General features: G+C 59.7%; 26 protein-coding genes. 10 read left to right on the top strand and 16 right to left on the bottom strand.

All coding sequences use genetic code 11. The features are described 5' to 3' along the window. Nucleotides 1-253: 253 nt before the first annotated feature. Nucleotides 254-1,453, bottom strand: a complete 1,200-nt coding sequence (gene tyrS / locus AC0Z5Z_RS00005; RefSeq protein ID WP_016772931.1) for a tyrosine--tRNA ligase — start codon at nt 1,451-1,453, stop codon at nt 254-256. Between the two features lie 212 nt (nt 1,454-1,665). Here tyrS and AC0Z5Z_RS00010 point away from each other — a divergent pair, with 212 nt between their 5' ends. Further along, a complete protein-coding gene (locus AC0Z5Z_RS00010) occupies nt 1,666-3,090 on the top strand; it encodes a peptidoglycan DD-metalloendopeptidase family protein (protein WP_485610546.1) in 1,425 nt (474 codons plus the stop codon). 3 nt (nt 3,091-3,093) lie between these two features. Next, complete coding sequence (locus tag AC0Z5Z_RS00015) at nt 3,094-4,185, top strand: anhydro-N-acetylmuramic acid kinase (RefSeq protein WP_460059413.1); 1,092 nt, start codon at nt 3,094-3,096, stop codon at nt 4,183-4,185. A gap of 69 nt (nt 4,186-4,254) precedes the next feature. On the opposite strand, the gene erpA is transcribed toward AC0Z5Z_RS00015, so the two are convergent. Continuing rightward, the gene (gene erpA / locus AC0Z5Z_RS00020) at nt 4,255-4,605 is read right to left on the bottom strand and encodes an iron-sulfur cluster insertion protein ErpA (protein ID WP_003228776.1); all 351 of its coding nucleotides are present in this window, start codon (nt 4,603-4,605) and stop codon (nt 4,255-4,257) included. A 146-nt stretch (nt 4,606-4,751) separates the two neighbouring features. Next, nucleotides 4,752-5,786: an N-acetyl-gamma-glutamyl-phosphate reductase gene (gene argC, locus AC0Z5Z_RS00025; RefSeq protein WP_485610547.1), complete on the bottom strand. Its 1,035-nt coding sequence runs from the start codon at nt 5,784-5,786 to the stop codon at nt 4,752-4,754. A gap of 134 nt (nt 5,787-5,920) precedes the next feature. Here argC and hemJ point away from each other — a divergent pair, with 134 nt between their 5' ends. The 6 genes from hemJ to coq7 all read left to right on the top strand — a co-directional run bounded on the left by hemJ (nt 5,921) and on the right by coq7 (nt 10,467). Then, entirely contained in the window at nt 5,921-6,349 is a 429-nt protein-coding gene (hemJ, locus tag AC0Z5Z_RS00030) for a protoporphyrinogen oxidase HemJ (RefSeq protein WP_039757756.1), read from the top strand. Between the two features lie 33 nt (nt 6,350-6,382). After that, on the top strand, nt 6,383-7,351 hold the full coding sequence (locus tag AC0Z5Z_RS00035; RefSeq protein ID WP_485610548.1) for an NAD(P)H-dependent flavin oxidoreductase: 969 nt from the start codon (nt 6,383-6,385) through the stop codon (nt 7,349-7,351). An 80-nt stretch (nt 7,352-7,431) separates the two neighbouring features. Beyond that, entirely contained in the window at nt 7,432-8,379 is a 948-nt protein-coding gene (locus AC0Z5Z_RS00040) for a DUF805 domain-containing protein (protein WP_485610549.1), read from the top strand. 61 nt (nt 8,380-8,440) lie between these two features. Beyond that, on the top strand, nt 8,441-9,229 hold the full coding sequence (locus AC0Z5Z_RS00045) for an SDR family NAD(P)-dependent oxidoreductase (protein ID WP_122612457.1): 789 nt from the start codon (nt 8,441-8,443) through the stop codon (nt 9,227-9,229). Between the two features lie 56 nt (nt 9,230-9,285). Further along, on the top strand, nt 9,286-9,624 hold the full coding sequence (locus AC0Z5Z_RS00050) for a histidine triad nucleotide-binding protein (protein WP_017128660.1): 339 nt from the start codon (nt 9,286-9,288) through the stop codon (nt 9,622-9,624). Nucleotides 9,625-9,819: 195 nt separating this feature from the next. Beyond that, on the top strand, nt 9,820-10,467 hold the full coding sequence (gene coq7 / locus AC0Z5Z_RS00055) for a 2-polyprenyl-3-methyl-6-methoxy-1,4-benzoquinone monooxygenase (RefSeq protein ID WP_041476678.1): 648 nt from the start codon (nt 9,820-9,822) through the stop codon (nt 10,465-10,467). 111 nt (nt 10,468-10,578) lie between these two features. On the opposite strand, the gene speD is transcribed toward coq7, so the two are convergent. Both speD and AC0Z5Z_RS00065 read right to left on the bottom strand, forming a co-directional pair. Further along, the gene (gene speD, locus AC0Z5Z_RS00060) at nt 10,579-11,373 is read right to left on the bottom strand and encodes an adenosylmethionine decarboxylase (protein ID WP_024014530.1); all 795 of its coding nucleotides are present in this window, start codon (nt 11,371-11,373) and stop codon (nt 10,579-10,581) included. A gap of 237 nt (nt 11,374-11,610) precedes the next feature. Further along, nucleotides 11,611-12,033, bottom strand: coding sequence for an OsmC family protein (locus AC0Z5Z_RS00065; protein ID WP_016772921.1), 423 nt, complete (start codon nt 12,031-12,033; stop codon nt 11,611-11,613). Nucleotides 12,034-12,268: 235 nt separating this feature from the next. Here AC0Z5Z_RS00065 and crp point away from each other — a divergent pair, with 235 nt between their 5' ends. Beyond that, nucleotides 12,269-12,913 carry a cAMP-activated global transcriptional regulator CRP gene (gene crp / locus AC0Z5Z_RS00070; protein ID WP_041476679.1) on the top strand — a complete coding sequence of 215 codons (645 nt, stop codon included), beginning with the start codon at nt 12,269-12,271 and terminating at the stop codon, nt 12,911-12,913. On the opposite strand, the gene AC0Z5Z_RS00075 is transcribed toward crp, so the two are convergent. The 4 genes from AC0Z5Z_RS00075 to AC0Z5Z_RS00090 form a co-directional block, all read right to left on the bottom strand. Beyond that, complete coding sequence (locus tag AC0Z5Z_RS00075) at nt 12,910-13,608, bottom strand: lipoate--protein ligase family protein (protein ID WP_485610550.1); 699 nt, start codon at nt 13,606-13,608, stop codon at nt 12,910-12,912. The two genes, crp and AC0Z5Z_RS00075, sit on opposite strands and share 4 nt — an antisense overlap. 124 nt (nt 13,609-13,732) lie before the next feature. Further along, a complete protein-coding gene (gene trpC / locus AC0Z5Z_RS00080) occupies nt 13,733-14,569 on the bottom strand; it encodes an indole-3-glycerol phosphate synthase TrpC (protein WP_041476681.1) in 837 nt (278 codons plus the stop codon). Continuing rightward, nucleotides 14,566-15,615 (bottom strand): anthranilate phosphoribosyltransferase, encoded by a 1,050-nt coding sequence (gene trpD / locus AC0Z5Z_RS00085; RefSeq protein WP_041476682.1) that lies wholly within the window; start codon nt 15,613-15,615, stop codon nt 14,566-14,568. The genes trpC and trpD overlap by 4 nt, the downstream gene beginning before the upstream one ends. A 9-nt stretch (nt 15,616-15,624) precedes the next feature. Next, on the bottom strand, nt 15,625-16,218 hold the full coding sequence (locus AC0Z5Z_RS00090; protein WP_041476683.1) for an aminodeoxychorismate/anthranilate synthase component II: 594 nt from the start codon (nt 16,216-16,218) through the stop codon (nt 15,625-15,627). Nucleotides 16,219-16,625: 407 nt separating this feature from the next. Between AC0Z5Z_RS00090 and estP the strand changes: the two genes are divergently transcribed. Beyond that, entirely contained in the window at nt 16,626-18,533 is a 1,908-nt protein-coding gene (gene estP, locus AC0Z5Z_RS00095; protein WP_485610551.1) for an esterase EstP, read from the top strand. A 173-nt stretch (nt 18,534-18,706) separates the two neighbouring features. On the opposite strand, the gene trpE is transcribed toward estP, so the two are convergent. The 7 genes from trpE to AC0Z5Z_RS00130 all read right to left on the bottom strand — a co-directional run bounded on the left by trpE (nt 18,707) and on the right by AC0Z5Z_RS00130 (nt 26,683). After that, a complete protein-coding gene (gene trpE, locus AC0Z5Z_RS00100; RefSeq protein WP_024014533.1) occupies nt 18,707-20,188 on the bottom strand; it encodes an anthranilate synthase component I in 1,482 nt (493 codons plus the stop codon). A gap of 70 nt (nt 20,189-20,258) precedes the next feature. Further along, nucleotides 20,259-21,077 (bottom strand): phosphoglycolate phosphatase, encoded by an 819-nt coding sequence (locus tag AC0Z5Z_RS00105; RefSeq protein ID WP_041476686.1) that lies wholly within the window; start codon nt 21,075-21,077, stop codon nt 20,259-20,261. Further along, nucleotides 21,074-21,748, bottom strand: coding sequence for a ribulose-phosphate 3-epimerase (rpe, locus tag AC0Z5Z_RS00110; RefSeq protein WP_007918813.1), 675 nt, complete (start codon nt 21,746-21,748; stop codon nt 21,074-21,076). The genes AC0Z5Z_RS00105 and rpe overlap by 4 nt, the downstream gene beginning before the upstream one ends. 114 nt (nt 21,749-21,862) lie before the next feature. Continuing rightward, on the bottom strand, nt 21,863-23,011 hold the full coding sequence (locus AC0Z5Z_RS00115) for an iron-containing alcohol dehydrogenase (protein WP_041476687.1): 1,149 nt from the start codon (nt 23,009-23,011) through the stop codon (nt 21,863-21,865). 285 nt (nt 23,012-23,296) lie between these two features. Then, nucleotides 23,297-24,121, bottom strand: a complete 825-nt coding sequence (locus tag AC0Z5Z_RS00120; protein WP_093097808.1) for an ABC transporter permease — start codon at nt 24,119-24,121, stop codon at nt 23,297-23,299. A gap of 12 nt (nt 24,122-24,133) precedes the next feature. Further along, nucleotides 24,134-25,381 (bottom strand): ABC transporter permease, encoded by a 1,248-nt coding sequence (locus AC0Z5Z_RS00125; protein ID WP_400557403.1) that lies wholly within the window; start codon nt 25,379-25,381, stop codon nt 24,134-24,136. Nucleotides 25,382-25,639: 258 nt separating this feature from the next. Further along, entirely contained in the window at nt 25,640-26,683 is a 1,044-nt protein-coding gene (locus tag AC0Z5Z_RS00130) for an ABC transporter substrate-binding protein (protein ID WP_016772907.1), read from the bottom strand. Nucleotides 26,684-26,699: the final 16 nt, after the last annotated feature.

A 26,699-nucleotide genomic window follows, 5' to 3' on the forward strand; every position in this document is an offset into this window, starting at 1 on the left:
GAGGCGAATTCTACAGCGTTAATCGCTGCTGTCAACACCTCTTTTTCTCCGCTTTCGACCGAGAAGATCGAACCGTTAAAAGAGCTACACATCACTGCTCTTTCAACTCCTTCCAGACTTCGATGATCTGAAGCAAGCCGCCGTCGAAAACTGCGTAACTCTTTGAATCTCAAGGAGTTTTCCGTTTCGACTGCGCCGGAAGTGGGGCGAATTATAGACTTCTAAAATTCGCCGTCAACCCCCAATTCCAACTTTATTCAGATTTCAGCGTAATACGTGCAAAAGCCTTCTTGCCGGCCTGACAAACGTGAGTCGTGCCCAGTACATATATAAAGGAGCGATCAACCACTTCACCATCGACCCGGACTCCGCCCGCCGCCAACAGATCACGCGCCGCCGCCGAGTTCTTCACCAGGCCTGCCTTATTAAGGACGGCAGCGATCGGCATATCCTCAACCGAAGACAGCTCGATCTCAGGCAAGTCATCTGGAAGCTCGCCATCCTTCATACGGTTGCCGGCGCCTCGGTGAGCATTCGCCGCAGCCTCTTCACCATGGAAGCGCGCAACGATCTCTTCAGCCAGCTTGATTTTGATGTCGCGTGGATTCGCTCCAGCTTCGACGTCAGCCCGGAAGGCGTTGATCTCGTCCATTGAGCGAAAGCTGAGCAACTCGAAGTAACGCCACATCAGCGCATCCGGGATGGAAACCAGCTTGCTGTACATGACGCCTGGTGCTTCCTGGATACCGACATAGTTGCCCAGCGACTTGGACATCTTCTTCACGCCATCCAGACCTTCCAGCAATGGCATCGTCAGAATGCACTGTGCCTCCTGACCATACCCACGCTGCAACTCACGCCCCATCAGCAGGTTGAATTTCTGATCGGTACCGCCCAGCTCGACATCGGCGCGCAGCGCGACCGAGTCATAACCCTGAACCAGCGGATAGAGGAATTCGTGAATAGCGATTGGCTGGTTGGTGGTGTAGCGCTTGTCGAAGTCATCGCGCTCAAGCATGCGAGCGACCGTGTATTGCGAAGTCAGGCGAATGAAATCCGCCGGCCCCATCTTGTCCATCCAGGTGGAGTTGAAGGCAACTTCGGTTTTCGCCGGATCAAGGATTTTGAAAACCTGAGTCTTGTAAGTCTCAGCATTTTCCAGAACCTGTTCACGCGTCAGCGGTGGACGCGTTGCGCTTTTGCCACTCGGATCACCGATCATCCCGGTGAAGTCACCTATAAGGAAGATGACCTGGTGCCCCAGCTCCTGGAACTGGCGCAGCTTATTAATAAGCACCGTATGACCCAGATGCAGATCCGGAGCGGTTGGATCGAAACCAGCCTTGATACGCAGCGGTTGGCCGCGCTTGAGCTTCTCGACCAGCTCGGACTCGACCAACAGTTCTTCCGCACCACGTTTAATCAGCGCTAGCTGCTCTTCAACCGACTTCATAACAGACCCGCAAGGCTCAGATTCAAAGGGAACCAACCATACAAGAACGCGCACCAATTACAAGTTTTGCCCGGCGCACGGACACCAATCCACAGACCCGAGGTCTGTAGACTTGCTTCAGCGATGATTTGGTTATATTTTATACAGTTATTTCATCTTCATCATGTCATTCATCTTTTCCAATTCATCTATTTCAAAGTCAAAAATTACCTATGACCACAGAACCGTCTAAAGCGCCCCCGCTTTACCCGAAGACCCACCTGCTCGCCGCAAGTGGAATCGCCGCCCTTCTCAGCCTGGCGCTGCTGGTATTTCCCTCCAGCGATGTTGAAGCCAAAAAGACGACTCTGAGTCTTGAACTGGAAAGTCCTGCTGAACAACTGACACAAGATCAAGACGCTGCTGATGCGGCTCAAGCCACAAACGACCCCGCAGCTTCGCCGTTCGCACAAATCGAAAACAGCGACGAAAACACCGCACAAACCGCTGAAACCGCGCCAGCACCTGTGGCGCCTGCTGAGAAACCGAAAGAGCCTGGGCACCGTGAAGTCGTGGTTTCCAAAGGCGATACACTGTCTACCCTGTTTGAAAAAGTCGGTCTGCCTGCAGCCTCCGTGCACGAAGTACTGGCAAGCGACAAGCAAGCCAAACAGTTCAGCCAGCTCAAGCGCGGCCAGAAACTCGAGTTCGAACTGAGTCCGGAAGGCCAGTTGACCAGCCTGCACAGCAAGGTCAGCGACGTTGAAACCATCACCCTGACCAAGAATGACAAGGGTTATTCGTTCAACCGAGTGACTGCCAAGCCAACTGTTCGCACTGCCTACGTCCACGGTGTCATCAACAGCTCACTGTCGCAGTCCGCAGCCCGCGCCGGTCTTTCTCACAGCCTGACCATGGACATGGCCAGTGTCTTTGGCTACGACATCGACTTCGCGCAGGACATTCGTCAGGGCGATGAATTCGATGTGATCTACGAGCAGAAAGTCATCAACGGCAAGGCCGTCGGCACCGGCCCGATCCTGTCGGCGCGCTTCACCAACCGCGGCAAGACTTACACCGCCGTTCGCTACACCAACAAACAAGGCAACAGCAGCTATTACACTGCCGATGGCAACAGCATGCGCAAGGCCTTCATCCGCACCCCTGTTGACTTCGCCCGCATCAGCTCGAAGTTTTCCATGGGCCGCAAGCACCCGATCCTCAACAAGATCCGCGCCCACAAAGGTGTCGATTACGCAGCGCCACGGGGTACGCCAATCAAGGCTGCCGGTGACGGCAAAGTGTTGCTGGCCGGTCGTCGTGGTGGCTATGGCAACACTGTGATCATTCAGCACGGCAACACTTACCGTACGCTCTATGGCCATATGCAAGGCTTTGCCAAAGGCGTGAAAACCGGTGGCAGCGTCAAGCAAGGTCAAGTCATTGGCTATATCGGCACCACCGGACTGTCCACCGGCCCGCATTTGCACTATGAGTTCCAGGTCAACGGCGTTCACGTCGATCCGCTGGGCCAGAAGCTGCCAATGGCCGATCCGATCGCCAAGTCCGAACGCGCGCGCTTCCTCGCGCAGAGCCAGCCACTGATGGCGCGCATGGATCAAGAGAGGGCCACCATGCTGGCTTCGAGCAAGCGCTAAGCCATGGCCCTGTATATCGGTGTGATGTCCGGAACCAGTCTCGACGGGCTGGACATCGCCCTGATCGAGCAGACCTCGGCGATCAAACTGATCGCCACCCACTACCTGCCAATGCCTGACTCCCTGCGCGCCGAGCTGCTTGGCTTGTGCGCCAGCGGCCCCGACGAGATCGCCCGCTCGGCGATTGCCCAGCAACACTGGGTCGAACTTGCCGCGTCGGGCATTCACACCCTCCTCGCGCAGCAACAACTCAAGCCCGAAGCAATCCGCGCTATCGGCAGCCACGGTCAGACCATTCGCCATGAGCCGGCGCGCGGGTTTACCGTGCAGATCGGTAATCCAGCCCTGCTGACTGAGTTGACCGGTATTACCGTCGTCAGCGATTTCCGCAGTCGCGATGTCGCAGCGGGTGGCCAAGGTGCGCCTCTGGTGCCAGCCTTTCATGAAGCGTTGTTTGAAGAGCGTAGCGGTAACCAGGCAGTCTTGAATGTCGGTGGATTCAGCAATCTCAGCCTGATTGAGCCGAACAAACCTGTAGCCGGCTTCGACTGCGGGCCGGGAAATGTTCTGATGGACGCCTGGATTAGCCGGCAACGGGGCGAGAACTATGACCGGGACGGCAAATGGGCTGCGACCGGCAAGGTTGAACCAGCCCTGCTCAAGGCACTGCTTAGCGACCCGTTCTTCGTGACCAAAGGCCCGAAAAGTACGGGCCGGGAAGTCTTCAATCTGCCATGGCTGGAACAGCATCTATCGCGTCTGCCGACTTTCGCTGCCGAAGACGTTCAGGCCACCCTGCTCGAACTTACGGCGCTGACCATCGTCGAGTCGCTACAAAGCGCTCAATCGGGCACTCAGGAACTGCTGGTCTGTGGCGGCGGCGCGCACAACGCCACGCTGATGAAACGTCTGGCGGACCTGCTGCCAAATACCCAAGTCGCCAGCACCGCAACTCACGGGGTTGATCCAGATTGGGTGGAAGCCATGGCCTTCGCCTGGCTCGCCCATTGCTGCCTGGAAGGCATCGCCGCCAATCGGCCAAGCGTCACCGGCGCTCGCGGCCTGCGCGTACTCGGCGCCATCTACCCGGCATAACCTTCAGAAACAAAAACGCCGCAGAACCGAAAGGCTCTGCGGCGTTTTGTTGTGTGCTGTAAAGCGCGATCAGATCGAGAACGACGACCCGCAACCACAAGTCGTTGTCGCGTTCGGGTTCTTGATCACGAAGCGCGAACCTTCCAGACCTTCCTGGTAGTCCACCTCCGCACCGGCCAGGTACTGGAAACTCATCGGATCAACCACCAGACTCACGCCTTCGCGCTCGACAATGGTGTCGTCCTCGGCAACATCTTCATCGAAGGTGAAACCGTATTGAAACCCTGAACAACCGCCGCCCGTAACAAATACGCGCAGCTTCAAGCGATCATTCCCCTCTTCATCGACCAGGCTCTTCACCTTGTGCGCAGCACCTTGAGTGAATTGCAAAGCCGTGGGGGTGAAGGATTCGACGCTCATGCTGACTATCTCCCGGCGTTACGCCGCCATAATGCGTGATGACGCGCATTATCCGCTTGTCCTAGAAAATTGGTCAACTATTAGAGGAGCAGCGGCAAGCTTCAAGCAGTGAGCTTCAAGCTTGCGGCTTACAGGTGTGGCTAACGTTACGGCAGCATACCGGCGTGGGACAGACCGAAGCGCTCATCCAGTCCGAACAGAATGTTCATGTTCTGCACCGCCTGGCCCGAGGCGCCCTTGACCAGGTTGTCAATTACCGAGAGTACCACCACCAGATCGCCATCCTGTGGACGATGCACGGCGATGCGACAGACGTTGGCGCCGCGCACGCTACGGGTTTCCGGGTGGCTGCCGGCTGGCATGACATCGACGAACGGTTCGTTGGCATAGCGCTTTTCAAACAGTGCCTGCAGATCAACCGAGCGATCCGCTACTGTCGCGTAGAGCGTCGAATGGATGCCGCGAATCATCGGCGTCAGGTGCGGGACGAAGGTCAGGCCGACATCCTTGCCCGCCGCGCGACGCAGGCCCTGGCGAATTTCCGGCAGGTGGCGATGACCTTTTACCGCGTAGGCCTTCATGCTTTCCGACGTCTCGGAGTACAAAGAACCTACAGCCGCGCCGCGCCCGGCACCGCTGACGCCGGATTTGCAGTCGGCGATCAAACGCGATGCGTCAGCCAGACCTGCTTCCAGCAATGGGAGAAAACCCAATTGCGTTGCGGTCGGATAGCAACCCGGTACCGCGATCAGGCGCGCTTTCTTGATCTGCTCGCGATTGACTTCCGGCAACCCGTAAACAGCTTCGTCCAGCAGATCTGGCGCGCCGTGCGGCTGGCCGTACCACTTGGCCCATTCATCAGCGTCTTGCAGACGGAAGTCGGCGGACAAGTCGATGACCTTGGTGCCCGCCGCCAGCAGTTCGCCTGCCAAGGCGTGAGCCACACCGTGCGGCGTGGCGAAAAACACCACATCGCAGGCGCCAAGGGTTTTCACGTCCGGCACGCTGAAGGCCAGCCCGTCATAGTGACCGCGCAGGTTCGGGTACATGTCAGCCACGGCCAGACCGGCCTCGGATCGGGAAGTGATGACGACCACTTCTGCCTGCGGATGCTGTGCCAACAGACGCAGCAGTTCGACACCGGTGTAACCCGTGCCGCCGACGATACCGACCTTGACCATAAACCTGCCCTCAACGAACCCACTGGAAAGCCGTCGATAATAGGGGCCGCGCGCGCCTGCGACAACCGCCAAGGTGACGCGCGGACGCTCAAGCCTCTACTATCTGGCTACCGTGAATGAGGGAATACCCAAAAATGCTCTATCTATGGCTCAAAGCGTTTCACATTGTCAGCGTCGTCTGCTGGTTTGCCGGCCTGTTCTACTTGCCGCGCCTGTTCGTTTACCACGCGCAAAGCGCAGACACGATCAGCCAGGAACGCTTCAGCGTCATGGAGCGCAAGCTGTATCGCGGCATCATGGGCCCGGCGATGATCGCCACGCTGATCTTCGGTGGCTGGCTGATCTACCTCAACCCCAGCCTTTTCAGCCAGGGCGGCTGGATCCACGCCAAACTGACCCTGGTCGTATTGCTGATCGGCTACCACCACATGTGCGGCGCGCAGGTCAAACGCTTTGCCCGTGGCGAAAACACCCGCAGCCATGTCTTTTATCGCTGGTTCAATGAAGTGCCGGTTCTGATATTGCTGGCTATCGTAATTCTGGTCGTGGTCAAGCCGTTCTAACTTCAATCAATAAAAATCCTCGGGGTGTTCACAATGTCGCTGCCCGCTTTGCTCGAACAACGTCTGCGTCTGCCCGTGGTGGCGGCACCGATGTTCCTGATCTCCAATCCGGAACTGGTGCTCGCCTGCTGCCGCAATGGTGTGGTCGGCAGCTTTCCGGCGCTGAACCAACGCGAAAGCAGTGGGTTCAAGGCCTGGCTGGAACAGATCGAAGCGGGCCTGGCGGCGCTGGATAATCCGGCCCCTTATGCGGTGAACCTGATTGTTCACCACAGCAACCCGCGCCTTCAGGCGGATCTGGACATTTGCGTCGAGCACAAGGTGCCGATCGTTATCACCAGCCTCGGCGCGGTGAAGGAACTGGTCGACGCGGTGCACAGCTATGGCGGTCTGGTGTTTCACGACGTGACCACGCGGCGCCATGCCGAGAAAGCCGCTGAAGCCGGTGTCGACGGGCTCATTGCCGTTGCGGCCGGTGCCGGCGGGCATGCTGGTACCTGGAGCCCGTTTGCGCTGATTGCCGAGATCCGTGAGTTCTTCGACAAGACACTCTTGCTTGCAGGATGTCTGAACCACGGCCATGAGATTCTCGCCGCGCAACTGCTCGGCGCGGATTTGGCCTACTTCGGTACGCGATTTATCGGCACCACAGAAAGTCACGCGCCTGACGCCTACAAAGACATGCTGCTGACAGCCAAGGCTGCCGACATCATTCATACTCCAGCAGTGTCGGGAGTGCCGGCCAGTTTCATGCGCCAGAGCCTGGAGGCGGCCGGTTTCGACATGGCGGCACTGCAAGGCAAGGGCGAGGTGAACTTCGGCGACAAGCTCAAGCCGATCAACGATGAAGCCAAAGCCTGGAAGACCGTGTGGTCGGCGGGCCAGGGTGTTGGCCAGATTGGTGACCTGCCAAGCGTGGATCAGTTGATTGCGCGGCTCGATGCAGAATATCGTCAGGCTCAGGCGCGCGCCGCACAGCTGCCGGAACGCTGGCCGCGCTGAGCAATACCCCCGGCCAGTCGCTGTCAGACTGGCCTTGAACTGACTACTGCAAACCCAATCGCGACAAGGATGCCTCGGCCATGAGCGACACCCGTTACAAGATCGTCTTCGACGGCGCGCTGCAGCCCGGCGTCGACCTCACCACCGCCAAACTGAATCTGGCGGATCTGTTCAAAAGCGATGTGGCCGCCATCGAGCGCCTGTTCAGTGGCCGCACCGTCGCCCTCAAACGTGATCTGTCCCACAGCGATGCCCAGACGTATCTGCAGGCATTGAACAAAACCGGGATCGATGCGCGGATCGAAGCGGAAACCGCCATCGAGCTGAATCTGGCGGATGTCCACGATAACCCTGCAGCGGTGGCGGAACCGGACTCGCCTTACGCCCCACCGCGCGCCAATGTCGGTGAAGCTCTGCCGCCATTCGCCACGCTCAAGCCATTCAGCGTCGAAGGCCGGATCGGTCGCCTGCGCTTTCTCGCCTGGACCATGGTCCTGAGCCTGGTGACCCTGCCCATCGTCGGTGTGTTTGCCTTGATTGCCTTGGGTCTGGTCAGTGGCGATTCAACCACCGGCCTGATCCTCGGCGGCATTCTGACGGTCTTCCTGTTCCTCGGTTTCATGATCGTCAGCATTCTGTTCAGCGTTCAGCGCCTGCACGATATCGGCTGGTCGGGCTGGCTGTGGTTGTTGAATCTGGTGCCGTTCGTCGGCAGTTTTTTCCCGCTGGTGATCATGGTCGTACCCGGCAATACCGGCGCCAACCGCTATGGGCCGCCACCACCGCCGAACAGCACGGCCGTCAAAGTGCTGTGCTCGTTATGGATCGTATTCTTCGCACTGATTTTTGCCGGAGGCCTTCTTGGCGGCTTCTCGGCTGTGCAGGAAGAATATGAAAGCAATCTGGAGAGCAGCTATGACAGCGGCTCGGTGACCACCGACGAAGTTGAGGTCGTCGAACCGCCAGTGATTTCCGCCGACGAGGCAGCCGAACCGGCGCAGGCCCCTGTAGACTCTGCGCAAGAATGAACAGCGCTCCCTGCCGCGACAACCGCGTCGCCGGCGCGGAGCTGTTGCGATGGAGAACTGCATGACCCGTTACGCTCTGATCACCGGTGCTTCCAGCGGCATCGGCCTGGCCATGGCCGAAGCACTGGCCCGGCGCGGCCGCAGCCTGATTCTGGTGGCACGGCAGCGTGATCAGCTGGAAAGTATCGCCATCGAGCTGACCCAGCGCTTCGATGTCGAAGTATTGTTTCGCGCCTGCGACCTCGGCGAACCGTTGCGCCTTTCCGGTTTTTTGCTGGAGCTCGAAGAAGGTGACCGGCAGATCGATCTACTGGTCAACTGCGCCGGCATCGGCACTTGCGGGCCATTCCTCGCGCAGGACTGGATGACCGAGCAGGACCTCATCGAGGTCAACATTCTCGCCCTCACCCGCCTCTGTCATGCGGTGGGCAACAGCATGGCGCTGCTGGGTGGCGGGCAGATCCTCAATGTCGCCTCGGTGGCTGCGTACAGCCCCGGCCCATGGATGAGCACGTACTACGCCAGCAAAGCCTATGTGCTGCATTTTTCCGAAGCCCTGCGCGTGGAGCTCAAACAAAGCGGCGTGAAAGTTTCGGTGCTGTGCCCCGGCCCGACGCGCACACCGTTCTTCCGAACCGCACAGATGAGTAGCGAAAAGATCGAAAGCAGCCACTCGCTGATGAGTCCGGAAGAAGTGGCACTGCATGCCGTACGCGCACTAGATAAAAACCGCGCCATCATCATTCCGGGACGACGCAATCGCTGGCTGGCGTTCCTGCCGCGGCTGGGTTCGCGCTGGCTTAACCGGACGATTGTCGGCATGGTCAACAAAGCTTACTGCCCCCGCTAGGAAGACAACTTCGAAGCGGTACACTCGATTCAGCCCAACTCAACGGAGAAACAGCAGTGGATACTCTGTTCACCAAGATCATCAACCGGGAAATCCCGGCGAAGATCATTTACGAGGACGACCAGGTTCTGGCCTTCCACGACATCGCCCCCCAGGCTCCGGTGCACTTTCTGGTAATCCCGAAAAAACCGGTGCGCACGCTCAACGACCTGACCGAAGACGACAAGGCGCTGGCCGGGCACATCCTGTTCACCGCGCAGCGTCTGGCGCTGGAACTGGGTTGCGAAGAAGGCTTCCGCGTAGTGATGAACTGCAATGAACTTGGTGGGCAGACTGTCTATCACATTCATATGCACGTGCTGGGTCAGCGCCAGATGAACTGGCCGCCGGGCTGATTGGCGACAACCAACTGTGGGAGCGAGCCTGCTCGCGAAGGCGCCGATACATTCAACACTTCAGTATCCGATAATTCGCTTTCGCGAGCAGGCTCGCTCCCACAAAAAGCCTGACCGCGCAGCAAGTGACCCAGCGCAAACCCTCGCCGGCCGATTCGGTTAAACTGGCCGCCGAGATTCTTCCCGGAGGTCAGCATGACTACCCAACGTCACTACTCGCCCATAGACCGTCTGCTGCTGCAAGCCGATGCCGCGATGCGCACTCTGTTGCCCTTCAGTGGCCAGCCGTACCGCCCGTCGCCAGCGATTCTGCAGCCGGATACGCAGATGAGCGATGAAGACACTCGCCACGTCGCCGGTCTGATGCGCATCAACCATACCGGCGAAGTCTGCGCTCAGGCGCTTTATCAGGGGCAAGCGCTGACCGCCAAGTTGCCGCAGGTACGCGCAGCCATGGAGCACGCGGCTGAAGAGGAGATCGATCATCTGGTCTGGTGTGAGCAGCGCATCCATCAGCTGGGTAGCCACACCAGCGTGCTGAATCCACTGTTTTACGGCATGTCGTTCGGTATCGGCGCGGTCGCCGGACTGATCAGCGACAAGGTTAGCCTTGGTTTCGTTGCGGCGACCGAGCATCAGGTCTGCAAACACTTGAACGAACATCTGGAGCAATTGCCGGCCGAGGACGAGAAGTCCCGGGCGATTCTTGAGCAGATGCGCATCGATGAAGAACACCATGCGGAAAGTGCCCTGGATGCGGGCGGGTTTCGTTTTCCGGCGCCGGTCAAGTTCGGGATGAGCTTGTTGGCCAAGGTGATGACCAAGAGTACTTATCGGATCTGAGATCCGTGTCGGTGCTGATGACCTCTTCGCGAGCAGGCTCGCTCCCACAGCGGTTTTGTTTGAAGCATGAAAAAGGCGACCAGGAGGTCGCCTTTTTTGTTTCCGGGAATCTTAGGTCGGCATGTTGCGCGCGTAGAAGATTTCCAGCATTTCGTGTTTCACACGGTCGGTCACCTGGGCACGTTGCTCGGGCGAGAGGTTGCTGGTGGCGTCGCCGAACAGGTAGTTGTCCAGTTCGAAGTTCTTCAGCAGCATTTTGGTGTGGAACAGGTTTTCCTGATACACGTTCACGTCGGTCATCTGGTACGCGTCGCGAGTGTCTTCGGAGAGGTAGTTCTGGATCGAGTTGATCTCGTGGTCGATGAAGTGCTTGTTGCCTTCAACGTCACGGGTGAAACCGCGCACACGGTAATCCACGGTCACGATGTCCGAATCGAACTGGTGAATGAGGAAGTTGAGCGCTTTGAGCGGTGAAATGACACCACAGGTCGACACGTCGATATCCACACGGAACGTTGCAATACCGTCGTCCGGATGGATTTCCGGATAGGTGTGCACCGTGATGTGGCTCTTGTCGAGGTGGGCCAGAATGATTTCGGGCAACGGGCCCGGCGATTCTTCGATCTGGCTGTCAGTCGGGGTTACCGGCTCTTCCGAAATCAGAATCGTGACGCTGGCGCCCTGGGGTTCATAGTCCTGACTGGCGATGTTCAGGATGTTGGCACCAATGATCTCGACAACTTCTGTGAGAATCTGCGTCAGGCGTTTCGCGTTGTACTCTTGATTGATGTACTCGACGTAAGCCTGCTGGTCTTGCGGGGTTTCCGCGTAGCAGATGTCATAGATGTTGAAGCTCAAGGTCTTTGTCAGGTTATTGAACCCGTGGAGCTTGAGTTTGCTTTTCACCGTTAAAAACTCTCTATGTATGCGGCGCGGCCGCGTGATCAAGCATGCCCGTCAAGTGCGAACAACGCACCTGCGTAGGACGGTTAACACCTCTTCGCGATGGCGATTTTGGTTATCTGTTCAGGCGGATGACCCGTCGGCTGACCGATCACTGCCCTGAAAAAAGTGGCGCATTATGCAGACGTCAGCGGGGGATCGCCAGAGTCTGCACTGCTTTTATGATAGTTGAATGTCGGTTCAGCCGAGTTCGACGATTTCATAATCGTGAGTGATTGCCACGCCAGCCGCGCCGAGCATGATCGACGCCGAGCAATACTTCTCGGCCGACAGCTCGATGGCGCGCTTGACCTGAGCTTCCTTCAGGCCCCGGCCCTTGACCACGAAGTGCATGTGGATCTTGGTAAACACCTTGGGATCTTCAGTCGCACGCTCGGCATCAAGGAAGGCTTCACAGCTTTCAACGGCCTGGCGCGACTTCTTCAGGATGCTGACCACGTCGAAGTTGCTGCAACCGCCGACACCCAGCAAGAGCATCTCCATCGGGCGAACCCCGAGGTTACGGCCACCGGCATCTGGCGGGCCGTCCATTACCACGACATGACCGCTGCCGGATTCGCCGAGGAACATGGCTTCGCCAGCCCATTGGATGCGTGCCTTCATCGCCCAGACTCCACTGTAAAAAAAGGGTCGCCAGCTTAGCACAGCACTTTGTCCCGACAGGAACGACGTCCTAGGACGGATGCTTTCTGGCTGTAGGTAATTTCTCGAATTTTCGACGAAGTGTCTGGTAAGCTGGCGCCAATTCGCTGGCGCCAATTCGTCAGCCCTGTAGCGACCGCCTTCAGCGCCTCATAAAAACTCAAACATCACCGTGCAGTCTTTTCGGGATACAACCATGGTTGCTATTACCCCCACACCCAAAATCAAGAACATCGACAAGCTGTTGATGCATTGCCAGCGCCGGCGTCATGCGGCCAAGAGCAATATCATCTGCGCCGGGGATCGCTCGGACACGCTGTTTTTCATCATCAAAGGCTCGGTCACCATCCTCATCGAAGACGACGATGGTCGCGAGATGATCATCGCTTACCTGAACGCCGGGGATTTCTTCGGCGAACTGGGTCTGTTCGAGCAGGCAGGTCAGGAGCAGGAACGCAGCGCCTGGGTGCGTGCCAAAGTTGAATGCGAAACCGCCGAAATCAGCTACGCCAAGTTCCGCGAACTGTCGCAGCAGGATCCAGACATTCTTTACGCCCTCAGCGGACAAATCGCACAACGCCTGCGCAACACCACGCGCAAAGTCGGCGACCTGGCATTTTTTGACGTCACCGGCCGCGTCGCCCGCTGCCTGCTGGAGTTGTGCAAACAACCGGACGCCATGACTCACCCGGACGGCATGCAGATCAAGGTCACCCGCCAGGAGATCGGTCGTATCGTCGGCTGTTCTCGAGAGATGGTCGGCCGCGTGCTCAAGGATCTGGAAGAACGCAACCTGGTCGATGTGAAAGGCAAGACCATGGTGGTCTTCGGCACGCGCTAGACGTAAATCTGCGCCAGCATCAAACGAAACAATTCATCGAGACGCGCCAATGCCTGTGGCGCGTTGAATTTCTCATACAGGGCAATGTGGCTTTGCGCCCTCACCCGCTGCTCCAGGCCGCAGGCTTCATTGAAGCGATTGACCGCAGCAACCATCGCTTCGCGCTCGTCATCCATCAGCATCGCACCATGCACCAGGCCAACCGGACGCTGGCCTCCCTGACTCTGGCGCCAGCGCTGGGCGGTACCGACCATCTTGCGACCGTCGAGATTGACGTTGAAACGGCCGTCGCAGAATGCGCCGTCGATTTCCCCGACCGACGAGGTGCCACCCAACTCATCCAGCAACTGACAGATCGGATCGCACAGGCGGCGGTAGCCGGTTTCGATGCGGTTCAGATCGCCTTCGCTGCGAGGCGGGGCATATACCAAGGCAATGTTGACGGTCGCAGCGGATTGCGGGACGGGCTCACCGCCGGTTTCACGCAACAGCACCGGCCAGCCAGCAGCAGCGGAAACTTCGCAGGAGTGGTCGAAATGCGGGAGACGGTTGAGGCGGCGCGGCATGACCAGCGCGCGATCGGTGGGTTGCCAGAACAGCAGGCCGAATTCGGCGTCGCCGGCGCAGACCGAGGCCAGCAAGTCCTGTTCGGCTTGCAGGCCGGATTCGATGGTCAGCGGGGTTGGCAACGACATGGTGAGCTCCGGCAGATTGAATCTCTTTAGCGGAATTTAGCGCCTCTTCGCGAGCAGGCTCGCTCCCACACTGGAATGCATTTCCCTGTGGGACCGAGCCTGCTCGCGAATGAGGTCGACTCGGTCAGTCGAGGGTCGAACCACTGATCGGCACACCACGCTCCGGAAAGAACAGGCGCTGCAATTCAATGCCCGGATTTTCCGCGCGCATGAACGCTTCGCCGACCAGGAACGAGTACACATCGCTGATTTCCATCAGCTCGACGTCGGCCCGATTGAGGATGCCGCTCTCGGTGATCACCAGGCGATCGCGCGGGATGCGCGGCAGCAGGTCGAGGGTGGTTTCCAGGCTGACGTCGAATGTGTGCAGGTTGCGGTTGTTGACCCCGACCAGCGGCGTGTCGAGGGTCTTCAGCGCGCGCTCCAGTTCGTCACCGTCGTGCACTTCCACCAAGACGTCGAGACCGACCCCTTTGGCCACGGCGGCCAGCTCGGCCATTTTCACGTCGTCCAGGGCGGAGACGATCAACAACACGCAATCGGCGCCAAGCGCGCGGGCTTCAACGATCTGGTACGGATCGATCATGAAATCCTTGCGGATCACCGGCAATTTGCAGGCGGCGCGCGCCTGTTGCAGGTAGGCATCGGCGCCCTGGAAGTAGTCGATATCGGTCAGCACCGACAGACAGGTGGCCCCACCCTTTTCGTAGCTCTTGGCGATGTCTGCCGGGACGAAGTCTTCGCGGATCACGCCTTTGCTCGGCGAAGCCTTTTTGATTTCGGCAATCACGGCCGGTTGTTTCTTCTTCGCTTGCGCCAGCAAAGCCTGGGCAAAACCACGGGGTGCATCGGCCGCCTTGGCCAGACTTTCCAGCTCGCTCAGACTGACCCGAGCGCTGCGCTCGGCGACTTCCTCAACCTTGCGCGCCAGAATGTTTTCCAGAACCGTCGGTACACTCATCCTTCATTCTCCACTTTGAATACCGCGGTAAAGGCACCCAGCTCCTCGAGCTTTTCCCGAGCGAGGCCGGTGTGCAGCGCGTCGTGCGCCAGCTCCACACCTTGTTTCAGACTGCTTGCCAGGTCGGCGGCGTACAGCGCCGCACCGGCATTGAGCACAATCATCTCGGCAGCTTTCTGGCCGTTTTCGGTTTTGCGCTTGCCGAGGGCGTCACGGATCAGCGCCAGCGACGCTTCCGGGCCTTCAACCGACAGACCGTGCAGGCTCTGGCTCTTCATGCCGAGATCTTCCGGTTCGACCCAATACTCAGTGATTTCGTTGTTTTTCAGTTCGGCAACAAAGGTCGGCGCGGCGAGGCTGAACTCATCCAGACCGTCCTTCGAATGCACGACCAGCACGTGTTTGCTGCCCAGCCGTTGCAAGACTTCGGCCAATGGCCGGCACAGCGCCTGGGTGAATACGCCGACGACCTGATGTTTCACACCGGCCGGATTCGTAAGCGGGCCGAGCATGTTGAACAGCGTGCGCAGACCGAGTTCGCGGCGCGGGCCGGCGGCGTACTTCATCGCTTTGTGGTGAGTCTGGGCGAACATGAAACCGATGCCGACGTTGTCGATGCAGCGCGCGACCTGCACCGGGGTCAGGTTCAGATAAATGCCGGCAGCTTCCAGCAGATCGGCACTGCCGCTCTTGCCGGACACTGCGCGGTTGCCGTGCTTGGCGACGGTGCAACCGGCGGCTGCGACAACAAAGGAAGACGCGGTCGATACGTTGAAGATATTCGCACCGTCACCGCCGGTGCCAACCACATCGACGACGCCGTCGAGGGTTTTCAGCTCGACCTGATCGGCCAGCTCGCGCATCACCGACACGGCGCCGACGATTTCGTCAATGCTTTCGCTCTTCATGCGCATGGCCATCATGAACGCGCCGATCTGCGCTTCGGTGCACTGACCGGTCATGATTTCGCGCATCACATCGCGCATTTCATCGGTGCTGAGGTCGAGGTGTTCGACGATACGGCTCAGGGCTGTCTTGATATTCATGGGAAGTCCTTAGCGCGTGCCGCCGGTTTGTTTGAGGAAATTGGCAAACAGTTCATGACCCTGCTCGGTGAGGATCGATTCGGGGTGGAACTGCACACCCTCGATGTTCAGGGTCTTGTGACGCAGGCCCATGATCTCGTCGACCGAGCCGTCATCGTGCTGGGTCCATGCGGTCAGCTCGAGGCAATCGGGCAGGCTGTCGTGCTTGACGATCAGCGAGTGATAACGGGTAACGGTGAGCGGATGATTGAGGCCGGCAAACACGCCCTTGTCCTCGTGGAATACCGGGCTAGTCTTACCGTGCATGACTTGGCGGGCGCGGACTACATCACCGCCGAAGGCCTGGCCGATGGACTGGTGGCCGAGGCAGACGCCGAGGATCGGCAGTTTGCCGGCGAAGTGCTTGATCGCGTCGATGGAAACGCCCGCCTCGGTGGGCGTGCACGGCCCCGGGGAAACCACGATGCGCTCGGGATTCAGCGCTTCGATTTCGGCGATGGTCAGTTCGTCGTTGCGCACCACTTTGACCTCGGCACCCAGCTCGCCGAGGTATTGCACAACGTTGTAGGTAAAGGAGTCGTAGTTGTCGATCATCAGCAACATGGCGTTTCGAACCTCTTGAATTCTGACTTGATGACAGCCTTCAGATGACTTGCCCGCAGGGCGCTGCGCGATGTCGGACGCGCAGAGGGCGCCAGCACAGCGGCATTTCAAACAGACAAGGAAGGCAAAGCGATACAGATCCGGCGGAGCCGGCAGAGAAGATTCAGGCGCGCCAACGCCAGCGGGCGTGTGCCTTGATGACTTGATCCAGGAGTTTGCTGGTGATCAACACGGGGAAGGTCTCGTTCATACGTTCCGGCACAGTAACTTAGCTGGGCGGAGCGTGCAATATGGCGGGGCCTGCGGGTTATAAAACGGCAGAAGGATTCGCGACCGATGGCAAAATGCCGAAAGTTTTTGGTACTGTCGTTTCGTTCACCTACAACAATAAATAAACGGACTTGCTCATGATCAGACAGACGTTGTTTGTACCGCTGGCCAGCTGCTTGCTCGCACTCGCCTGCGCCCAGGCCAATGCAGCGCCCAATCCTTATTCCAGTTTCATCGTCTTCGGTGACAGCCTCAACGATGCCGGCACCTTCGCCGACACGGGCGGCCCGGCGGGCTCCACCGAGCGTTACACCAACCGTACCGGGCCGGTGTATCAGGATGGCAGCGGCGAAGTTTTTTCATTGAATTCCACCCAGCTGCTTGGCGGCCGCCTGGGTTTTTCGGCCGACCAGACAGCCTCTTCCAGCTCCGCAGTGCGCGCGGAAAACGGCCAGCCTGACGGCAACAACTGGGCGGTCGGTGGTTATCGCACCGACCAGATTCTCGACTCGATCACCACCCAATCTGCCACCGGCGAACGCACCCGCGCCGGTTACCTGCCGTCGAACGGCTTCCGCGCCGACCCGAATGCGCTGTATTACATTTCCGGTGGCGGCAACGATTTCCTCCAGGGCCGCATTCTCAGCCTGCCCCAGGCCAACGCCGCAGCCGATCGACTGGCCGATAGCGTGCAAACCCTGCAGACCGCCGGCGCCAAATACGTGATGGTCTGGCTGCTGCCCGACGTGGGCCTGACACCTGCTCTGAACGGCACGCCGCTGCAAGCGTTCAGCAGCACCCTCGCCAACCAGTTCAACAGTCAGTTGGTGACGCGCCTGCAAGGCATCAACGCCGAAGTCATTCCGCTGAACATTCCGGTGCTGCTCTCGGAAGTCTTCGCCGACCCGGGGCGCTTTGGTCTGGCTACCGACCAGAACCTCACCGCGACCTGCTTCAGTGGCAATAGCTGCACGGAAAACGCCCGTTACGGGATCAACAGCGCCACGCCGGATCCGACCAAACTGATCTACAACGATGGCGTACACCCGACCGAATCCGGGCAAAAACTGATCGCCGATTACGCCTATTCGCTGTTGGCTGCGCCATGGGAATTGAGCCTGCTACCGGAAATGGCCCACGGCACCGTGCGCGCGCATCAGGATGAATTGCGCAATCAATGGCAGGCGGACTGGGAGAACTGGCAAGCGGTCGGCCAATGGCGTGCGATTGTCTCGGCCGGCGGACAGCATCTGGATGTCGACAGCCAAAGCAGCGGCGCCAGCGCCGATGGCAGCGGTTACAACCTCAACGTCGGCGGCAGCTATCGCCTCAATGAGGCCTGGCGCGTGGGCGTGGCGGCCGGTTTGTACCGGCAGAATCTTGAGGCCGGGCACAACGATTCCGACTACAAACTCAACAGCTACATGGCCACCGCGTTCGCCCAGTTCCAGCAGAACCGCTGGTGGGCCGACGCGGCGCTGACCGGCGGCAAACTCGACTACGACAACCTCAAGCGCAAGTTCGACCTCGGCGCCAGCGAGGGCGCGGAGAAAGGCGATACCGACGGCAGTCTGTGGGCGTTCAGCACCCGCCTGGGCTATGACATTGCGCAACCGGGCAGCCAATGGCATCTGTCGCCGTTTGTCAGCGCCGATTACGCCAGTGTCGATGTCGACGGTTACTCGGAAAAGAGCAACCGCGCCACCGCGCTGACCTTCGATGACCAGAGCCGCGATTCGAAACGCCTGGGCCTGGGGATTCAAGGCAAGTACAACTTCACCGCGCAAACCCAGGTGTATGGCGAATACGCCCACGAGCGTGAGTACGAAGATGACGTGCAGAAGGTCAACATCGCCCTCAACACCCTGCCGGCCAATGACTTCACCCTTGAAGGCTACACACCGGCAAGTCACCTGAACCGCTTGAGCCTGGGCGTCAGTCACAAGCTGACGGCTGATCTGGCGCTGCGTGGGGGTTATACGTTCCGCAAGGATGATGACTTCAAGCAGCAGGGCCTGAATGTCGGGGTTGTGCTGGATTTCTGAGTGATGGATGCAAAAAAAGCGGCGCCCTGACAGGCGCCGCTTTTTTTATGCCTCAACACAAAACCCAATGTGGGAGCAAGCCTGCTCGCGAAAGCGCTGGGTCAGTCAGCATCAACGGTGACTGACTCACCTCTTCGCGAGCAGGCTCGCTCCCACATGGGAAATTGCGTGGATCAGGCGTCCGGGGTTTGCTCGGCCAGGGCCACGGCGCGGAACATCGCGCGGCGTTTGTTCAGGGTTTCTTCCCATTCCAGCGCCGGCACCGAGTCGGCGACGATGCCGCCGCCGGCCTGCACGTGCAATTCACCGTTCTTGATCACCGCCGTGCGAATGGCAATGGCGGTGTCCATGTTGCCGTTCCAGGCGAAGTAACCGACCGCACCGCCATACACGCCACGCTTGACCGGCTCAAGTTCGTCGATGATTTCCATCGCGCGAATTTTCGGCGCACCCGACAACGTACCCGCCGGCAGGATCGCCCGCAGAGCGTCCATCGCGGTCAGGCCCGACTTCAACTGGCCGGTGACGTTGGAGACGATGTGCATCACGTTGGAATAACGTTCGATGACCATTTTCTCGGTGAGCTTCACCGAGCCGATTTCCGAGACTCGCCCGGTATCGTTGCGGCCCAGATCGATCAGCATCAAGTGCTCGGCGATCTCCTTGTCATCCGAGAGCAGGTCCTGCTCCAGCGCCACATCGGCTTCTTCGGTGGCGCCGCGTGGGCGCGTGCCGGCGATCGGGCGCACGGTGATCAGGTTGTCTTCGACGCGCACCAGCACTTCCGGCGAACTGCCGACGACGTGGAAATCGCCGAAGTTGAAGAAGTACATGTACGGCGTCGGGTTGAAGCAACGCAGCGCGCGATACAGATCGATCGGCGCAGCCTTGAAGTCGATCGACATGCGCTGCGACGGCACCACCTGCATGCAGTCGCCGGCGAGGATATATTCCTTGATGGTGTCGACGGCTTTTTCGTAATCGTCCTGAGTGAAGCTGGAACGAAACACCGGATCGGCCGATTGCTGTTTGCTGAAATCCAGGCCACGACGCGGTGTGATCGGCTGACGCAGTTGCTCGAGCAGTTCCTGCAACCGCGCCTGGCCTTGCTCGAAGGCATCGGTCTGCGCAGGGTCGGCGAGGACGATCGCGTGCATCTTGCCAGCCAGGTTGTCGAACACCACGACGGCGTCGGAGACCATCAGCAGAATGTCCGGCACGCCCAGCGGATCCGGGTTCGGGCACTTGCCCAGACGCTTCTCGACATAGCGCACACAGTCGTAACCGAAGTAACCGACCAGTCCACCGTTGAAGCGCGGCAGGCCGGCGATGGTCGGCACGTTGTAGCGCGCTTTGAAGGTTTCGACGAACGCCAGCGGGTCTTCAACCTCGTGGCTTTCGGTCTCGACGCCATCAACGCTGATGCTGACGTGATGGTCGTGCACCCGCAGCACGGTGCGGCACGGCAGGCCGATGATCGAGTAACGGCCCCATTTCTCACCGCCCTGCACCGACTCGAGCAGGTAGGAGTTGGGCTGGTCGGCCAGTTTCAGGTAGATCGACAGCGGCGTGTCGAAGTCGGCCAGGGTTTCGCAGGCCAACGGGATGCGGTTATAGCCGTCAGCGGCCAGACGCAGGAATTCTTCGCGATTCATAAAGTGCCTCGTGGGGTGAGGTGCAATCAGTCAAGTATGCAAACGCGCCGGCAGGGCCGGCCAGAATCAGTCAGGCGCGCCAACGCCAGCGGGCCAGGGCCTTGATGACTTTCATCCAGAGTTTGCGGGTGACCACCACGATGGCGTTTCCAGAAGGGGGTTGAACAGCGTCGGGCAACGTTATCCCACCGGCCAGATCCAGGCAACCGGGAATTAGTTTGCGCAAATCGTCGATCACCAGAGCCGGCGATTCCTCGGCAATCGGCCGGCCATGGTTGTAGCCGTAACTCAGCGCCACACACTTGACCCCCGCTGCTTTCGCCGCCTGCACATCGCTGCGCGAGTCGCCGACGAACAACGATTGCGAGGCCGGAATGTTGGCCATTTTCATCACGAAAAACAGCGCCGCCGGGTCAGGCTTCTTCTGCGGCAGGGTATCGCCGCCGATGATCCACTTGAAGTAGCGCCCGATCTTCATCTGATCGAGCAGCGGCGCGACGAAGCGCTCCGGCTTGTTGGTGATCAACGCCATGGCCACGCCTTGTTTGTGCAGCCACTTGAGCGTGTCGCGCACACCGGGATAGACCACGGTCAGTTCATGGCTGGCGCCGTACGCCTCCATGAAAATCTCCAGTGCGCGCTCGGCTTCAGCGTCGTCCACTGCCGAGTGATCGATGCCACCCGCCAAGGCCCGACGCACCAGCACCGGCGCGCCATTGCCGACCCATTCGCGCACCGCTTCGATACCTGCCGGCGGACGGCCGAGGGAGAGCAGCATGGTGTCCACCGCCGCTGCCAGGTCGGGAACCGAATCGATCAGCGTGCCATCCAGATCGAACATCACCAACCGTGGCAGTTGCCCCGGGAACAACTGCTCAAAACCGCTCATGGGCGCGCCAGTGCCAGTTCGGAACGCATCTTGTCGATGACTTCCTGATAGTTCGGCGCGTTGAAAATGGCCGAGCCGGCGACGAAGGTGTCAGCGCCAGCAGCGGCAATTTCGCGGATGTTGTTGACGTTGACGCCGCCGTCGATTTCCAGGCGGATGTCGCGCCCCGAGGCGTCGATGATCGCCCGCGCTTCGCGCAGTTTGTCGAGGGTGCCGGGAATGAACTTCTGCCCGCCGAAGCCCGGGTTGACGCTCATCAGCAGAACCATGTCGACCTTGTCGATCACGTACTTGAGCACGTCCAGCGGGGTCGCAGGGTTGAACACCAGACCGGATTTGCAGCCACCTTCGCGGATCAGTTGCAGCGAGCGATCGACGTGCAAAGTGGCTTCCGGGTGGAAGGTGATGTAGGTCGCGCCGGCTTCAATGAAGTCGCCGACGATGCGGTCCACCGGGCTGACCATCAGGTGCGCGTCGATCGGCGCGGTGACGCCGTACTTGCGCAGCGCCGCGCAGACCATCGGGCCGATCGTCAGGTTGGGCACGTAGTGGTTGTCCATGACATCGAAGTGGACGAAGTCGGCGCCGGCGGCGAGAACGTTGTCCACTTCCTCGCCGAGGCGGGCGAAGTCGGCGGAGAGGATCGACGGAGCAATTACGAAGGGCTGCATGACGCACCTGTGCTGAGCTAAATCACGATGGCGCGCATTGTATACCTCAAGTTTCCACGCGCGCACCGGGACCGCGATGATTGGGTTGTGCCATGAGCCCTCAGCGACCGCGCCTCAGTAAGCCGCGCGGTAGATCTTCTCGATGTCGCCGGCGCTGAGTTTGCGCGGGTTGTTGCGCATCAAGCGCTCGATGCCGGCGGCCTCCACGGCCATCGCCGGAATTGCTTCCTCAGGTACGCCGAAACTGCGCAGCCCGGCAGGGATTTCCACCGCCGCGCACAGGTCGGTCATGGCCTGCACGGCTTTGTCCGCGGCTTCGCTGGCGCTCAGATGCGCGGTCCTCACGCCCATGGCTTCGGCAATATCCTGCATGCGTTCGACACAGGCCATTTTGTTCCAGGTCATCACATAGGGCAGCAGCAAGGCGTTGCTGACACCGTGGGCAATGTTGAAGCGCCCGCCCAGCGGATACGCCAACGCATGCACCGCACCGACCCCGGCGTTACCGAACGCCATGCCGGCCATGAGGCTGGCGGTGGCCATGTCTTCGCGCGCTTGCAGGTTGGCGCCGTTGGCGTAGGCCTTGGGCAAGGCGTTGGCGATCAGCTTTATCGCGCCAATGGCGAGGGAGTCGGTGATCGGCGAGGCATTCACCGACAGGTAGGATTCGATGGCGTGCACCAGTGCATCGACGCCACTGGCAGCAGTGACGCTGCGCGGACAGGTCAGGGTCATCTGCGGGCTGACCAGCGCCACATCCGGTAGGAGATAGTCGCTGACGATGCCTTTCTTCAACTGCGCGACCTTGTCGGAGAGGATCGCCACGTTGGTGACTTCGGAACCAGTGCCGGCGGTGGTGGGGATGGCGATCAGCGGCGGGCCTTTGCGCGGCACCTGATCGACGCCGAACAGATCTTCCAGCGCGCCGTGATATCCGGCGTATGCAGCGACACTCTTGGCGATGTCGATGGCGCTGCCGCCACCGAGGCCGATCAAGCCGTCATGGCCGCCTTCGCGATAGGCGCGCATGCAGTCTTCGACGATGGCGATTTCCGGATCGGGCAGTACACGGTCGAAAATCTCGTATTCGCGCCCGCCGAGTTGCACCAGCGCCAGTTCAACAGTACCGGACTTGACCAGCGCGGCGTCGGTGACGATCAGCGGATTGTCGATGTCCAGACGGGTGAGTTCAGCGGCCAGTTGTTCGATGGCTGCGGCGCCGGTGATCAGTTTATGAGCGATTTTGAACTGGGACAGACTCATGGTGCGCAGCCTCTTATAGATGTGGGAGCTGGGCACAAGATTAGCTGGGGATTTGGGGTTGTCTGCTATTCAGGGTGTGAATGGTTGATCGGATAGGAAGATCAAGAGCCCCTCACCCTAACCCTCTCCCGGAGGGAGAGGGGACTGACCGGGTTGTACTCTCGAAATACATCGACCTGAATTACCGAGTCGAACTCCGGCCGCGAAAGCCTCGAAGATCTGCTCCCTTCCCCCTCGCCCCCTTGGGGAGAGGGCTGGGGTGAGGGGTGGCTTTTGACCTTGATCTCAGACCTGCGCAGTACGCAGTTTCTCGCTACGCCCGCGCAGCCATTCCAGCGTCAGCAGCAGGATGACGGAGAAGGCAATCAGCAACGTCGCCGCCGCTGCAATCGTCGGGCTGAGGTTTTCGCGAATCCCGCTGAACATCTGCCGAGGCAATGTCGCCTGCTCAGGCCCGGCAAGGAACAGCGTCACTACCACTTCATCGAAAGAAGTCGCAAAGGCAAACAGCGCCCCGGAAATCACTCCCGGCGCAATCAGCGGCAAGGTCACCCGGCGGAATGCAGTCAGCGGCGATGCACCGAGACTCGCAGCAGCACGCACCAGGTTGTGATTGAAACCCTGCAACGTCGCCGACACGGTGATGATCACAAACGGCACACCCAATACCGCATGCACGACGATCAGCGAGAAGAAGCTGTTACCCAGCCCCAGTGGCGCGAAGAACAGATAGCTGGCCACGCCAATGATCACCACCGGCACCACCATCGGCGAAATCACCAGCGCCATCACCAGTGACTTGCCAGGGAAGTCGCCACGGGTCAGGCCGATCGCCGCCAGCGTGCCGAAGATCATCGCCAGCACCGTCGCCGCCGGGGCGACGATGATGCTGTTCTTCAGCGCGCGCATCCATTCCGCCGAGGCGAAGAAGTCGTGGTACCACTGCAGCGAGAAACCCTGCAGCGGGTACACCAGAAAACTCCCCGAGTTGAACGACAGCGGCACGATCACCAGCACCGGCAGGATAAGGAACAACAGAATCAGGCCGCAGAGAATCCGCAGGCTGTAGAACCACACCCGTTCGATGGGCGACATGTAAGGACTCAGCATCGCAAATTCCCCTTAGCTCAGGCGCAAGCGACTGGCGCCGACCAGCCAGCTGTAGATCAGATAAAGCACCACGGTCGCCAGCAACAGCAAGCCGCCGAGCGCGGTGGCCATGCCCCAGTTGATGCTGGTGTTGGTGTAGAAAGCGACGAAGTAGCTGACCATTTGGTCGTTCGGGCTGCCGAGCAGCGCCGGGGTGATGTAGTAGCCGATCGCGAGGATGAACACCAACAGGCAGCCGGCGCCAACGCCGGCGTAGGTCTGCGGGAAGTACACCCGCCAGAAACTGGCGAACGGATGACAGCCGAGGGAAATCGCCGCGCGCATGTAGGTCGGCGAGATGCCTTTCATCACGCTGTAGATCGGCAGAATCATGAACGGCAGCAGAATGTGCACCATCGAGATGTACACGCCGGTGCGGTTGAACACCAGTTCCAGCGGTTTATCGATGATGCCCATGGCCAACAGCGCACTGTTGATCAGACCGCCCGATTGCAGCAGCACGATCCACGCTGCGACCCGCACCAGAATCGAAGTCCAGAACGGCAGCAGCACCAGGATCATCAGCAGGTTGCTCTGCCGCGAAGGCAGGTTCGCCAGCAGATAAGCCAGTGGATAGGCGAGCAGCAGGCAGATCGCGGTGATGACCAGGCCCATCCAGAAGGTGCGGGCGAAGATGTCGAGGTAGATAGCCTGATCCGGGGTGGCCGGGGCCAGTTCGCCGAGATCATCGATACGGTGATCGACTGCCGCCAGCAGGTAATACGGAGTGATGCTGCTGGTGTTGCGTTTCACCGCTTGCCAATAAGCCGGATCGCCCCAGCGCTCGTCGAGCGCTTCCAGCGCTTCCTTATAAGAAGCCGGTTCGCTGGCGAACGGCAGCGCCCGGGCGGTTTTGGTCAGCAGGCTGCGATAGCCGGCCAACTCCATGTTCAAGCGCTTGGACAGATCGCCCAGCGTCTGGTTTTTGCGGGCTTCGGCGAGGTCTTCGCTGGCCGCCTTGTACACCGGTTCGGCCGGCAGACCACGGCCGTCCCAACTCGCGATGGCAGTGACAGTGCGCGGCATGCCGCCAACCACTTCCGGGTTGCCGACGCTTTTATAGAGCAGCGCCACGATCGGCACCAGAAACACCAGCAGCAGAAACAGCACCAGTGGCGCAATCAGTGCCTGGGCCTTCCAGCGGTTGACCCGCTCGGCGTGCTTGAGCTTCTGCTTCAAAGTGGGGCTGGCGCCCTCGTTCAGGGGAACGGCGATGGCCATGACGTACTCCGCAAATCTTTGATCGTTACAGAGGTGGCGAACCACCTCTGTTGCGTTGAAACACTGCTACCTGTGGGAGCGAGCCTGGTGGCGAGGGGATTTATCCCCGTTCGGCTGCGCAGCAGTCGTAAAACCTGAGAATGCGGTTTATCTGACCCACCGAGCGGGTATGGCTTTGGGGCTGCTTCGCAACCCGACGGGGATAAATCCCCTCACCACAAAAGCCCCCTTGCCATCTCCATACAGGTAAATAAGTGGTTATTTCGCCGCCCAGGAATTGAAACGCTGTTCCAGTTGCTCGCCGTTGTCAGCCCAGAAGCTGACGTCGATCTGCACCTGGTTGGCGATGTTTTCCGGGGTGGTCGGCATGTCTTTCAGGACATCCTTGGCCAGCAGCGGCACGGCTTGGGTGTTGGCCGGGCCGTAGGCGATGTTTTCCGAGTAGGTCTTTTGCTGCTGCGGCTGCACCGAGAAGGCGATGAATTTCTTCGCCGCTTCGGCGCGTTTGGCATCCAGACCTTTCGGGATAGCCCAGGCGTCGAAGTCGTAGATGCCGCCGTTCCACACCACTTTCAGGTTGGATTCTTTCTGCACCGCCGCAATGCGACCGTTGTACGCCGAGCTCATCACCACGTCACCGGAAGCGAGGTACTGCGGCGGTTGTGCACCGGCTTCCCACCACTGAATGCTTGGCTTGAGCTCATCGAGCTTCTTGAAGGCGCGATCCTGGCCGCCCTTGCTCGCCAGCTCTTTGTAGACGTCTTTGGGCGCCACGCCATCGGCCATCAGCGCGAATTCGAGGGTGTACTTGGCGCCTTTGCGCAGGCCGCGCTTGCCCGGGAATTTCTTGGTGTCCCAGAAATCCGCCCAACTGGTCGGCGCGGTTTTCAGCTTGTCAGCGTTGTAAGCCAGTACGGTCGACCAGACGAAGAAACCTACGCCGCACGGCTGAATGGCGCCTTTGACGTAGTCTTCGGTCTTGCCGAACAGGGCCGGGTCGAGTTGCTCGAACATGTCTTCGTCGCAACCCCGGGACAGCTCTGGCGATTCAACTTCGACCAGATCCCACGACACGCTCTTGGTGTCGACCATGGCTTTGACCTTGGCCATCTCGCCGTTGTATTCGCCAGCGACGATCTTGCCGTTACCCGCCGCTTCCCACGGTGCATAGAAGGCTTTGACTTGCGCCGCCTTGTTCGCCCCGCCAAACGACACCACGGTCAAGTCCGGGCCGGCGGCCATTGCGCCGGTCGCACCCATCAGGCCCAGAGTCAGGGCGGTGAACTTCAGGGATCTCAACATTTATTGTTCTCTCCAC

The sequence above is a fragment of the Pseudomonas sp. 1L-E-NC-VB-C3 genome, from assembly GCF_057291535.1.